The 13,088-nt window shown below is 72.3% G+C and carries 10 protein-coding genes; 1 reads left to right on the top strand and 9 read right to left on the bottom strand.

The features are described from left to right. The first annotated feature begins 186 nt into the window (after positions 1–186). On the top strand, positions 187–453 hold the full coding sequence (gene rpsT / locus C6376_RS15750; protein ID WP_057574704.1) for a 30S ribosomal protein S20: 267 nt from the start codon (positions 187–189) through the stop codon (positions 451–453). A gap of 194 nt (positions 454–647) precedes the next feature. Here rpsT and C6376_RS15745 read toward each other — a convergent pair whose 3' ends face one another. From C6376_RS15745 to leuS, 9 genes are all read right to left on the bottom strand, one after another. Beyond that, on the bottom strand, positions 648–1,043 hold the full coding sequence (locus C6376_RS15745) for a nuclear transport factor 2 family protein (protein WP_107448988.1): 396 nt from the start codon (positions 1,041–1,043) through the stop codon (positions 648–650). Positions 1,044–1,261: 218 nt separating this feature from the next. Next, entirely contained in the window at positions 1,262–2,251 is a 990-nt protein-coding gene (gene holA, locus C6376_RS15740; protein WP_216825588.1) for a DNA polymerase III subunit delta, read from the bottom strand. A gap of 45 nt (positions 2,252–2,296) precedes the next feature. Next, the gene (locus tag C6376_RS15735) at positions 2,297–2,542 is read right to left on the bottom strand and encodes a hypothetical protein (RefSeq protein WP_107443991.1); all 246 of its coding nucleotides are present in this window, start codon (positions 2,540–2,542) and stop codon (positions 2,297–2,299) included. 254 nt (positions 2,543–2,796) lie between these two features. Then, positions 2,797–3,732, bottom strand: coding sequence for an arylamine N-acetyltransferase (locus C6376_RS15730; RefSeq protein WP_107443990.1), 936 nt, complete (start codon positions 3,730–3,732; stop codon positions 2,797–2,799). Between the two features lie 4 nt (positions 3,733–3,736). After that, positions 3,737–6,499, bottom strand: coding sequence for a ComEC/Rec2 family competence protein (locus C6376_RS15725; protein ID WP_254076379.1), 2,763 nt, complete (start codon positions 6,497–6,499; stop codon positions 3,737–3,739). Between the two features lie 113 nt (positions 6,500–6,612). Next, positions 6,613–7,965 carry a helix-hairpin-helix domain-containing protein gene (locus C6376_RS15720; protein WP_107443989.1) on the bottom strand — a complete coding sequence of 451 codons (1,353 nt, stop codon included), beginning with the start codon at positions 7,963–7,965 and terminating at the stop codon, positions 6,613–6,615. Positions 7,966–8,072: 107 nt separating this feature from the next. Next, the gene (locus tag C6376_RS15715; protein ID WP_107443988.1) at positions 8,073–8,918 is read right to left on the bottom strand and encodes a DegV family protein; all 846 of its coding nucleotides are present in this window, start codon (positions 8,916–8,918) and stop codon (positions 8,073–8,075) included. Between the two features lie 214 nt (positions 8,919–9,132). Then, complete coding sequence (locus tag C6376_RS15710) at positions 9,133–9,867, bottom strand: hypothetical protein (RefSeq protein ID WP_107443987.1); 735 nt, start codon at positions 9,865–9,867, stop codon at positions 9,133–9,135. Positions 9,868–10,056: 189 nt separating this feature from the next. After that, positions 10,057–12,942: a leucine--tRNA ligase gene (gene leuS, locus C6376_RS15705; RefSeq protein WP_107443986.1), complete on the bottom strand. Its 2,886-nt coding sequence runs from the start codon at positions 12,940–12,942 to the stop codon at positions 10,057–10,059. Between the last annotated feature and the right edge of the window lie 146 nt (positions 12,943–13,088).

Here is a 13,088-nt window from a genome sequence, read left to right as displayed (position 1 = left end):
GGGTCGGATCGATACGTAGGCTCCATGGTCCCACGGGTGGCGACCGGGGACCGGTTTGGGCCACTCGCGCAGCCACTGGTAGTCTGGGCAGCTGTGTCTCATGCCCTCTCAGCGCGGGACACACCCCAAGAAATCACCTGGTACGAGCCCGTGCGGCTCCGTGCCTGAACCTGAAAAGGCTCATTCGTGGCGAACATCAAGTCCCAGATCAAGCGGAACAAGACCAACGAGAAGGCTCGGCTGCGCAACAAGGCCGTGAAGTCCTCCCTGAAGACCGCGATCCGCAAGGCCCGCGAGGCCGCTGCCGCGGGTGACGCCGAGAAGGCCACCGAGTACCAGCGCGCTGCCGCGCGTCAGCTCGACAAGGCCGTCTCCAAGGGCGTCATCCACAAGAACCAGGCCGCCAACAAGAAGTCGGCGCTTGCTTCCAAGGTCGAGTCCCTCAAGGGCTGAACCGCTTCACTGATCTGATCGCCGGAAAGGGACTCAGCGGGCCCTCTCATCCGCTCCCGTCCGGCAACCCCCGAGCCTGTACGCGGCCTGCGTTCGCCACGCGGGTACGGGCTCACCAGCTTGATCGGCTTTCCCCGAAGGCCCCGGCGCTCCGCCCTTCCCCAGGGCGGGAGCCGGGGCCTTCGGCATGGCTCTCACGACCAGAAGTGGTTGCTCGCGTCGATGTCCGAGATGCACTCGTCAAGATCCGTGATCTTGTCGCCGACGATCCGGAAGACGATGCAACCGTCGTCCTCGAGGTGCTTGCCGTTGCGGTCGGCGATGAAGCGGTGCACCGCGACGGCGTGCCCACGGCCGTCGACCATCACGTTGCGCAACTCCACGCTCATGGACCCGGCCGTCTCCGAGAAGAGCCTGCCGTACATGTCCGTGATCGCGTCGAGGCCCTTGAAGTCCCCGGAGAGCATGTGGGAACCGGGCACGTGGTGCGTACAGTCCCCCGTCATCAGGCCGCGCAGGGTGTCCATGTCTCCGCGGGTGAAGGCCTCGTACCCCTGACGGACGAGTGCCGCGTGCGGGTGTTCAGCCATGTCGATCGCCACCTTTCGCATGCGTCGGCGATGTGGGACTGGTACGTCCGATTCTCCTCCCCGGCAGGGGAACGGCGACTGGATCACCCCGAGGACTGACACCCCAGGCGCTCACCCCCAGGACTGACACCCCAGGACGCCCACGCCGAGGGCTGTCACCGCCAGGAGGATCCCCCGGGCCCGCTGCAGCACTGGGCAGGAGGCACTCGTGAGGGCGGTTATCCGCGTCCCCCGGAGCGCGCCGCACGCGCGATGGCCACGACGGCCTTCTCGAGGGCGTACTCCGGATCGTCGCCTCCGCCCTTCACTCCCGCGTCCGCCTCGGCGACCGCGCGCAACGCGACGGCCACCCCGTCCGGTGTCCAGCCGCGCATCTGCTGCCGAACCCGGTCGATCTTCCACGGCGGCATGCCCAGCTCCCGCGCGAGGTCGGCCGGACGGCCGCCGCGCGCCGAGGACAGTTTGCCGATGGCCCGCACACCCTGGGCGAGCGCGCTGGTGATCAGCACGGGTGCCACACCGGTGGCCAGCGACCAGCGCAGTGCCTCCAGCGCCTCGGCGGCCCGCCCCTCCACCGCCCGGTCGGCGACGGTGAAGCTCGACGCCTCGGCCCGCCCGGTGTAGTACCGGCCGACGACGGCCTCGTCGATGGTGCCCTCGATGTCGGCGACCAGCTGGGACACGGCCGACGCCAGCTCCCGCAGATCGCTGCCGATGGCGTCGACCAGCGCCTGGCAGGCCTCGGGCGTGGCCGATCTGCCGGTCGCCCGGAACTCCTGTCGGACGAAGGCCAGCCGGTCCGCCGGCTTGGTCATCTTCGGGCAGGCCACCTCGCGGGCGCCTGCCTTGCGCGCGGCGTCCAGCAGTGCCTTGCCCTTGGCGCCCCCGGCGTGCAGCAGGACGAGCGTGATCTCCTCGGCGGGCGATCCGAGGTAGCCCTTGACGTCCTTGACCGTGTCGGCGGACAGGTCCTGCGCGTTGCGTACGACCACGACCTTGCGCTCCGCGAAGAGCGAGGGGCTGGTCAGCTCGGCGAGCGTGCCGGGCTGCAGCTGCTCCGGGGTCAGGTCGCGTACGTCCGTGTCGGCGTCGGCGGCCCGGGCGGCGGCCACCACCTCCTGCACGGCACGGTCGAGCAGGAGGTCCTCCTGGCCCACGGCGAGCGTCAGCGGGGCGAGAGGGTCGTCATTCGCAGTCTTCCTGGCCATCACCGAAAGCATCCCACGAGCCACTGACAACGCGGCCGACGCACCCTATGGCTCCTCCCGCCAGCCCTCCCACTCCGCCGCGAACTCGTCCAGCGCCGCCGCGTCGAGCCGCCCGTCCTCGTCGTGCAGCAGGACGAGCCACTGCGCGTCCTCCGCGTCGTCCTCCCCGGCCAGGGCGTCGCGGACGATCCTCGGCTCCTCGCCGACGCCGAACCGCTCCCCGAGCGCCTGGGCCACCTCTTCCGCAGCGTCACGGTCGGGCAGCACCAGCACATGTCTCACATCGCTCACGCCACCATTTTCCGGCACAGGCACACCACCTTGGCGCCGGCCGAGGGGTTCAGGTTTCCGGGAGCTCGGGGAGTTGCGGTGATCCGTCCTGACGGCTCCGGCGATTCGGCGACGAGGCGACTCCTTCCGGCGGTTCCGGTGATTCGGTGCCCGGTGATTCGGTGCTTCTTCCCGACGGTCGCTGCACGGGAGGCCGGCGCGATCCACCGCGGCGTGACGGCACGGGGCCGCCCGCATGGCCGTACGGGCGGGGACTACCCGTGCGCGCGGACCGCGGGCACCCGCTCCAGCTCGATCCCGAACCGCTCCCGATACACCTCCAACACCTCGTCGTCGGCCTCCAGTTCGTGTTCCCCGATCGTTCCGTCCGCGGACGTCGTCTTGAACCGTCGTCCGCTGAGCGTGATCCTCCCTCCGTCCTCCGTGAGCCGCGAGCAGATCAGCGACCGTGTGAAGTGCGACTCCGGTGAGGTGCTGTGCCACCAGGCTCCCGCCGCGAAGTCCCCCAGCACCCGGGGCCGCACCTCCAGCCGGTACACCCGCGCGCCGTCCCGCACGACGTCCATGTCCCGCGCCTGCACCGTCCCGCCGGCTGCCGCCTGCGCTCCGGCCGGATCCGGACCGGCCCCGACGATCCTGAACGTCCCACCGGGGTCGGTCTGTTCGTCGTCCTGCCCCCAGCGGAGCGGGTGGTGGCTGTGTGCCCCGAACCCGACGTCGGCCAGCCACTGCCCGCCGTCCACCGTCCTGACCAGCAGCGCGAGATGGTCGTACGGGATACCGAGCCGGCCCTCCTCGCCGTACACCCGCGCCGCCAGCAGGGTCACCTCGAAGCCCAGCGCCGTCAGCAGTGCCCCGAACGCCCCGTTCAGCTCGTAACAGAACCCTCCTCTCCGCGCCTCGACGACCTTCTCGACCAGTCGCCTCTCCTCCAGCACGATCCCCTCCCCGCGATGCACCGACAGGTTCTCGAAGGGCACGGACCGCAGATGCCTCAGGTGCAGGTCCCGAAGAACGCCGGCGGTCGGGGGCGGCGGGAGCGGGGGCTCGAGGCCGAGGCGGTGGAGATAGGCCGCGACCAGACGAGCGTCGGGGAAACGGACGTCCTGGTGCCGGACGTCGGAGGGACGGGCGGTGTCGCGGGGGACGGAAGGCCGGAGCGGTTCGTCCTTCGACTGTGCGGGATTCATACCCTCAGTCTCGCGCCACCCCCAACTCCCCGCCCGCGCCTCCGACAACCGCCAGCGCCCCGTCCCGGTCCGTCCGCAGCACCATCGCCCCACCCGCACGCAGTGCCGCGACCGTGCTGGGCGCGGGATGTCCGTACGGGTTGTCCGCGCCGCAACTGATCAGCGCCAGCCGGGGCGCCACTGCCCGTATGAGGTCCGGGTCCTGGTAGGCCGAGCCGTGATGCGCCACCTTCAGCACGTCCACTCCGCGCACCAGCGCGGCCGCCGGCGATCTCGACAGCGCCCGCTGCGCCGGGGGCTCGAGGTCGCCCAGCAACAGCATGCGCAGGCCTGCCGAACGCACGAGCATCGTCACACTCGCGTCGTTGGGTCCCTCCGGTCCGGGCGCCGGGAGCGGCGGTGGCCACAACACCTCCCATTCCAGGGCACCGACCCGGCGCCGCTCCCCGGCCACCGCCCGCACCACGGGGACGTTCCGCGCCCTCGCCTCCTGTCGTACGAATTTCACCTGCTCCACGGGTTCCTCGAAGCCCGTGGTCTCGACGGCCCCCACCTCCCGGCCCCGCAGCACCCCCGGCAGCCCGGCCACGTGGTCCGCGTGGAAGTGGGTCAGGACGACTAGCGGCACCCTGGTGATGCCGAGCGTGCGCAGGCACTGGTCGACCAGCGCCGGATCCGGACCGGCGTCCACGACCACACCGACGCCGTCGCCCGCCGCGAGGACGCTCGCGTCGCCCTGCCCCACGTCGCACATCGCCAGCCGCCAGCCCGGCGGCGGCCAGCCCGTGAGCACCCTCGTCAGCGGCGGCGGCCGTACCACCACGAGCAGCAGCAACACCCCGCAGACCACGCACAGCCACGGATGTCCCGACAGCCGCCGCGCGAACAGCACCACCACGAGGGTCACGACCGCCAGCGAGAGCGCACCGGCCCAACTGCCCGGCCAGTCGATTGCCGCACCCGGCAGCGCGGCGCCCGTTCGGGCCACGCCCGCGATCCACCCGGCGGGCCAACCGGCGCACCAGGCCAGCGCCTCGGCCACCGGCATCGTCACCGGCGCGGTCGCCAGCACCGCGAAGCCCAGCACCGTCGCGGGCGCGACCGCGAACTCCACGAGGAGATTGCAGGGCACCGCCACCAGACTCACCCGCGCCGACAGGACGGCGACGACCGGTGCGCACAGGGCCTGCGCGGCTCCGGCTGCCGCCAGCGCCTCCGCGAGCCTCGGCGGCACCCGCCGCCCGCGCAGTGCGGCACTCCAACGCGGTGCCAGGGTCAGCAGGGCCCCGGTGGCGAGGACGGACAGCAGGAAGCCGTAGCTCCGGGCCAGCCACGGGTCGTACAGCACCAGAAGCAACACGGCCGTCGCCAGGGCCGGGACGAGGGACCGGCGTCGGCCGGTCGCCAGGGCCAGGAGCACGATCGCTCCACAGGCCGCGGCGCGCAGCACACTGGGGTCGGGCCGGCACACCACCACGAAGCCGAGCGTGAGCGCTGCGCCCAGCACCGCGGTCGCGCGCAGGGGGACGCCCAGCCGGGGCGCCAGACCGCGCCGCTCGACCTGCTGGGCGAGGCCGGGCGGGCCGAGGAGCAGCGCGAGGATGATGGTGAGGTTGCTTCCGGAGACGGCCAGAGTGTGGGCCAGGTCCGTCTCCTTGAAGGCCTCGTCCAGTTCGGGCGTGATCCTCGAGGTGTCCCCGACCACCAGCCCCGGCAGCAGCGCCCTGGCGTCCGCCGGCAAGCCGTCGGTGGCCACCCGCAGACCCGCCCGCAGCCGCCCCGCAGCCCGTTGTGTGGCAGAAGGGCGTCCCACGACCGACGGCGCCGTCCCGTCCCGCACACGCAGCACCGCCGCGAACCGGTCCGCTCGGGCGAGGGCGGGCGCGAGCCGCCCGGCCACACGCAGCCGGGTGGACGGCAGCAACGCGAGCCACGACGCCTCCGGCCGCCCTTCAGGACCTTTCGCACCGCCGGGCTCCCCACCCCGTCCGGCCCTCCCACTCCCTCCGGGCTCCCCACTCCCTCCAGGACCTTTCGCGCCGCCGGACTCCCCACCCCGTCCGGCCCTCCCACTCCCTCCGGGCTCCCCACTCCCTCCGGGACCTTTCGCACCGCCGGACTCCTCCCGGCCGTCTGGCCCCTCGCGGCGGCCGTCGCCCCCGCTGCGCGATCCGGCGTCCACGATCAGCAGGACCGGCGTCCGCGTCGCCACTACCGTCCGGTCCGTGGTCTCGACCCTGCGCACCTCCGCCTCGATCATCACCGAGTCCGGCATCGCGTGGTCCCCTCTGACGCGGGGGCGCGTGAGCCGTGGGTCAGAGGTGAGCTCGACCTCCGCGGTGACGCTCGCATACCTGCCCGCCAGCGCCGGCACCGGCCCGCGGCGCAGATCGGCGCCGTGCAGCCCGGCCGACGCGGCGGCCGCGGCCGCACAGAGCAGCGAGGCGGCGACGGTCACCCGTGGCCAGACCCTCCGACGAACCGCGGTGCCCGTCACAACCGCCGCCTCGGGGATCACGCGCGGCCCGGTGCTCCGGGGGCCCGGCGTGCGCGGGGAGTTCCTCGCCCTGCCCCGCCGCACGGCGAGCAGGATCGCGGAGGTCGCCAGACAGATGATCACGAGCCCGCCCACCAGCCCGGGCTCCGCGTCCAGCGTGAGCGCGGCCGTGGCCCAGGCCGCGAGCGCGGGTGGTACGAGCCGAAGATCCACCGGCCCCTCCTGATGCGGGTGGGCCTCGCCCAGCCGCTTTCCGGAGTCGGCGTGCACGGCCTGCCGGCCGCGTCGGCCCGGCACCGTCCGGGCTCCGCTCGCAGGGGCCTCGTCCTCTTCCCCGACCCGGCCCCCGGGCCCGGGAATCCTCCGCCCGGTGTTCGCCCGCCTCATGGCCTCACGAGATTCCGCAGGTCGGCGAAGCGCCGCTCGCCGATACCGTTGACGTCCCGCAGCTCGTCCACCGACCGGAAGCCGCCGTGCCGTGCCCGATGGTCGATGATGTGCTGCGCCAGCACTGGTCCCACGCCGGGCAGGGCCTCGAGTTGGTCGAGCGTCGACGTGTTGAGGGACACGGGCACCGCGGGTCCGCCGCCCGGACCGACCGCCCCGGCGGACCCCGCCGATCCCGTACCCGCTCCGGCACCGGCACCGGCACCGGCACCGGCCCCGGCAGCCAACGGGCCGCCGACGACGACCTGCTCGCCGTCCATGAGGAACCGTGCGCGGTTGAGCCCGTCGGTGTCGGTACCCGGTCGCACCCCACCGGCCGCGGCCAACGCGTCGATGACCCGCGACCCGGCCGGCAGACGGTGGATTCCGGGCTTGCGCACCTTTCCGCTGACGTCCACCACGATCTCGCCACCGGCCGCGCTCCCGGCGCTCGCCGCGGTCCCGGGCCCCGGCGGACCTGCGGACGCTTCGAGCCCGGCCGCCGGCTCGCGCTCGCCCGCCGCCGCCCCGAAGGGGACCGCGGCTCGCACCACCTCCGGCGCCTTCACCGGCTGGACCCGTCCGGTCCAGAAGTGCTGCACGGCGAAGCCCCCGGCGGCGACCAGCAGCACCGCCAGCGCCAGCACGCTTCTGCGTTCCAGTCCGCACCGCGCCTGCAACCAGAGCGGCATCCGCTCCCGCAGCGCGAGCCCCGCCCGCTCCCACCACACCGCCCGGACCGCCCACGCCGCCCGTGCCGCCTGGCCCGCGCCCCCGGGCACACCGCTCTCTGCGACGACGGCACCCCCGGGGGGCGCACCGCCCACCGCCGCGACGACGCCCGCGGGAGCACCACCTCCTGCGGCGACGCCCGCGTCAGCACCATCGCCCTCGGGACCGCCCGGTGCCGCATCCTCCGGACCCAGGTCTCCCGCTGTGTCTTCCGGGCATTCCCCTCCCGTGCAGGCCGCGGCCCCCTTGCCGCCGACAGCACCGCTCCCGTGGAACCCCGGTCGGCGGCTGCCCCCACCACTCCCATGGGGTCCGGGCCGGCCGCTGCCTCCACCGCCCCGGTCGCCCGCGCCGCCTCCGCCCGGCGGGCCGACATCCGACTTCTCCGGCGCGCTCGCCTCCCGGGACCGTGCGGTGAACAACGCCTGCGCTCGACGGCGGTTCTCCTCCGCCGGAGCATGGCGGTGTCCCGCCCGGCCGCCGGGTGGACGAAGGTGGCGGGAGCGGCCGTCCGAGTTGCGGGCCCGCCCGGGGCCACTGGTCGCGTACGTGCTGCGTGAGCGTGATCGAAGTGCCATGCGACGAGGATCGGACACTTCGCCACATCGCGATGATCTTGCTCAATTTCCGTGGACCGACGCCCGGTTGTGGACAACTTCGCCACTCGGAGGGGTGAGGGAGACCCTCAGCGTGGCGAGACCACGACTCCCAGCAGCCCTGGTCCGGTATGGGCGCCGATCACCGCTCCGACCTCGCTGACATGCAGGTCGACGAGTCCGGGCACACGGGACCGCAGCCGGTCCGCGAGGGCCGACGCCCGGTCGGGGGCGGCGAGATGATGCACGGCGATGTCCACCGGAGCGCTGCCCGCCCGGTCGGCGCCGAGCTCTTCCAGACGTGCGATCGCCTTCGAGGCCGTACGTACCTTCTCGAGGAGGTCGATGCGCCCCGCGTCCAGCTGGAGAAGCGGCTTCACGGCGAGCGCCGAGCCCAACAGGGCCTGGGCGGTGCCGATCCGGCCGCCACGACGCAGGTATTCCAGGGTGTCGACGTAGAAGTAGGCGGACGTGCCGGCGGCTCGTTTCTCCGCCGCGGTGACCGCCTCGTCGACCGTCCCGCCCGTCTCCGCGACCTCGGCCGCCGCGAGCGCGCAGAAGCCGAGCGCCATGGCGACCATGCCGGTGTCCACCACCCGCACCGGCACCGGTGCCTCGCGCGCCGCGACCACCGCCGCGTCGTACGTGCCGGACAGCTCGGCGGAGAGGTGGAGGGAAACGATGCCGGCGGCGCCGGACTCGGCGACCCTGCGGTAGGTCTCGGCGAAGTACTGGGGGCTGGGGCGCGAGGTGGTGACGGGGCGTCGCTTCTGCAGCGCCTGGGCCAGCGAGCGGGTGGAGATCTCGCTGCCCTCTTCGAGTGCCTGGTCGCCGAGGACGACCGTCAGGGGCACCGCGGTGATGCCATGACGCTCCATCGTCCGCTGCGGCAGGTAGGCCGTTGAATCCGTGACGATCGCGACATGGCAGGACATGACCTGGAGGTTACCTGGCGTAGCGGCTGTGCGGCAGCCCGGCCCCTGGCAGCCGGGCTGCCCTTGACCGAATCAAATACCACGCCGAACAGTGCCCGAGCCGGCGCCCCGTGAGCTGTCGAACCCAGGTCTCGCGACCCCGTCCCCGCGTGACGACCACAGCACTTCCGTGCTCCCGGTCGCCGTGCCGACGGTGTCGGATCCCGGATTCCGCTCAGGTGGTGCTCTCCGGGCGCGGCTTCTTCTGCCAGGGGTAGGTCGGACGCGGTGCGGGCGGGGTGATGGCCTGCGGGGCCGGCTCGTCCGCCGTGCGTGCGCCGGGGGTCTCGGGCCAGGTCTGACCAGCCGTCGGGCTGTCGACGGCCGGCGCCTCGGGCCACGGGGGCGGCGTCCGGTCGGGTTCCGGGGTGGTCCAGTGCCGCAGGGCGCCGGCCTCGACACCGATCTGGGCGCTGAGGGAGTCGAGATCGTCCTGCGCGAAGCGGCCGGCACGGTCACGGGCGGCCCAGCGCAGCGAGTCGGCCGAGCCCGTGATGCGCTCGGTGCGCTCCCGCAGTGACGGCAGGCGCTCGGCGAGCGTCGCACGGTCCGGCTCCGACTCCAGGCGCTTGAGCTCGCCGTCCAGTTCGTGGCCGTGCACGCTGAGCCGCTGGAAGAGGCCGAGGGACTCCTTGAGGGACTCGTCCTCCACGGCGCCCGCGTGCAGTGCCTCCTGAGTGGCCCGCATCGACGTGCGCAGAGCGAGCCGCAGCTGGGCGATCTCGCCGGCCGGTCCGGGCTGGGCGTAGGACTTGACCCGCAGGGTGTGATCCTCGACCGTGCGGCGGGCCTGCGTGACGGTACGGTCGACGCCCCGCTTGGCGGCACCGATCACCTTCACCGTGGCGTAGGCGCCGAGCGCCAGGCAAAGCACGAAGAGCAGGACGATGACGGCGATCACGGCTTCCACGAGCTCCTCCTTCGACCTGCACGACGCGTCCGGCCCCGCAGGCGGCACACCGCAGCCGGCGCCCCGCCCTTCAAACGGTAAACGAGACGGGCAGGCCCGGAGTTCCAGAAGAACCCCGAACCTGCCCGCACGGAACCCCTAAGGGACGGCCGAAAACAGTGGACGACCGCCCGGTCGGCGAACGAAGCCCTACGCCGGGACGATGTTCACCAGCTTCGGCGCCCGCACGATCACCTTGCGGATACCGGCCCCGCCCAGCGCCTTGACGACCGCCTCGTCGGCCAGGGCGACCTTCTCCAGCTCGTCGTCGGAGATGGCCGGGGAGACCTCCAGGCGCGCCTTGACCTTGCCCTTGATCTGCACGACGCAGGTCACGCTCTCGTCCACGACGTACGCCGGGTCGGCGACGGGCAGATCCTGGTGGACCACCGAGTCGGTGTGACCCAGCTTGCGCCACAGTTCCTCGGCGATGTGCGGGGCCAGCGGAGCGGCCAGCAGCACCAGGTCCTCGGCGACCGTGCGCGGCAGCGCCCCGCCCGCCTTGGTCAGGTGGTTGTTCAGCTCGGTGATCTTGGCGATGGCGGTGTTGAAGCGCAGGCCCTCCAGGTCCTGGCGCACGCCGTCGATCGCCTTGTGCAGGGCTCGCAGGGTCGGCTCGTCGGCCTCGGCGTCGACGACGGTCACCTCGCCGGTGGACTCGTCGACGATGTTGCGCCACAGCCGCTGCAGCAGCCGGTACTGACCGACCACCGCCCGGGTGTCCCACGGGCGCGATACGTCCAGCGGGCCCATCGCCATCTCGTACAGACGCAGCGTGTCGGCGCCGTACTCGGCGCAGATCTCGTCCGGAGTGACGGCGTTCTTCAGGGACTTGCCCATCTTCCCGTACTCACGTTTCACGGGCGTGCCCTGATACAGGAATGCGCCGTCCCGCTCCTCGACCTCGGCGGCCGGGACGTACACGCCGCGGGAGTCGGTGTACGCGTAGGCCTGGATCATCCCCTGGTTGAACAGCTTGTGGAACGGCTCCGCGGAGGAGACGTGCCCCAGGTCGAACAGGACCTTGGACCAGAAGCGCGCGTACAGCAGGTGCAGCACGGCGTGCTCGGCGCCGCCGACGTACAGGTCGACGCCGCCGTGCGGCTGCCCCTCGCGGGGGCCCATCCAGTACTGCTCGACGGCCGGGTCGACCAGCTGCTCGCTGTTGTGCGGGTCCAGGTATCGCAGCTCGTACCAGCAGGAACCGGCCCAGTTGGGCATGGTGTTGGTCTCGCGGCGGTAGGAGCGCGGACCGGCGCCGTCGCCCAGGTCCAGCGTGACGTTCACCCAGTCCGCGTTGCGCGACAGCGGCGTCTCCGGGGACGTGTTCGCGTCGTCCGGGTCGAAGGTGCGGGGCGAGTAGTCCTCGACCTCCGGCAGCTCCAGGGGCAGCATCGACTCGGGCAGCGGGTGGGCGACGCCGTCCTCGTCGTAGACGATCGGGAAGGGCTCGCCCCAGTAGCGCTGACGGCTGAACAGCCAGTCACGCAGGCGGAAGTTGACGGTGCCCTCGCCGATCCCCCGGCCTTCGAGCCACTCGGTGATGCGCGCCTTGGCGTCGACGACGCCCAGGCCGTTCAGGCTGATCTCGTCGTTCGCCGAGTTGATGATCTTCGCGTCGTACGACGCGAATGCGTTCTCCCAGGTCGACGTGTCGGTGCCGCGGTCGTCGGTCGGCTCGACGATGCAGTGGATCGGCAGCTCGAAGGCGCGCGCGAACTCGAAGTCGCGCTGGTCGCCCGCCGGGACGGCCATGATCGCGCCGGTGCCGTAGCCCATCAGGACGTAGTCGGCGATGAAGACGGGAACCTGCGCGCCGTTGACCGGGTTGGTCGCGTACACGCCGGTGAAGACGCCGGTCTTGTCCTTGGCCTCGGCCTGGCGCTCGACGTCGGACTTCGCGGCCGCCTGCGCGCGGTACGCGGCGACGGCGTCGACGGGGGTGGCGTGACCGCCCGTCCAGACGTCGTGCGTGCCCTCGGGCCAGACTTCCGGGGTGAACTTGTCGACCAGCGGGTGCTCGGGTGCCAGGACCATGTAGGTCGCGCCGAACAGGGTGTCCGGGCGTGTGGTGAAGACCGGGATCCGCTCGCCGTCCACGGGGAAGTCGACGCGGGCGCCTTCGGAGCGGCCGATCCAGTTGCGCTGCTGCAGCTTGATGGCCTCGGGCCAGTCCAGCGCGTCCAGGTCGTTCAGCAGGCGGTCCGCGTAGGCGGTGATGCGCATGTTCCACTGGCGCAGCTTGGCCTTGAAGACGGGGAAGTTGCCGCGCTCGGAACGGCCGTCGGCGGTGACCTCCTCGTTGGCCAGCACGGTGCCCAGGCCGGGACACCAGTTGACCGGGGCGTCGGAGGCGTAGGCCAGACGGAACTCCCCCAGGACGTCGGCGCGCTCGGCGGCGGTCAGCTCGTGCCACGCGCGCGTGTGTCCCGGTACGGACCGCTCACCGGACTCGAACTGGGCGACCAGCGCGTCGATCGGGCGGGCCCTGTCCGCGTCCTCGTCGTACCAGGAGTTGAAGATCTGCAGGAAGATCCACTGGGTCCACTTGTAGTACTCGGGGTCGATCGTGGCGAACGACCGGCGCCTGTCGTGGCCCAGGCCCAGCCGGCGCAGCTGGGACTTCATGTTCTCGATGTTGGCCTCGGTGGACACGCGCGGGTGCGTGCCGGTCTGCACGGCGTACTGCTCGGCGGGCAGGCCGAAGGCGTCGAAGCCCAGGGTGTGCAGGACGTTGTGGCCGGTCATGCGCTGGAAGCGCGCGAAGACATCGGTCGCGATGTACCCCAGCGGGTGGCCGACGTGCAGGCCCGCACCGGAGGGATAGGGGAACATGTCCATGATGAACTTCTTGGGCCGGGCCACCGTCTCGGGGTCACCGGCCAGGTCGCCCTGCGGGTTCGGCGCGGCATAGGTGCCCTCGGCGTCCCAGAAGTCCTGCCAGCGTGCCTCGATCTCGGCGGCCATGGCCGCCGTGTAGCGGTGCGGCGCGGCCTCTGCCGGGACAGCGGCGGCAGCGGGGTTCGTCTCGCTCATGGTCCTCAAAGCTCCATCGATCGTCTCTGCCAGCGGGTTGTCGTCCAGGAAACGAAAAAACCCCTCGCACAGGAGGGGACGCCGCGCCGATTCCGAACCGTCCGTTCACCGGCGGTCGGGACTGATCAGCGCGGCTCGCTAAGCAG

This window comes from Streptomyces sp. P3 (genome assembly GCF_003032475.1).
Classification (GTDB): Bacteria; Actinomycetota; Actinomycetes; order Streptomycetales; family Streptomycetaceae; genus Streptomyces.
The sequence above is the reverse complement of the archived record's forward strand: the minus strand, read 5'-3'. Positions and strand labels throughout refer to the sequence as shown.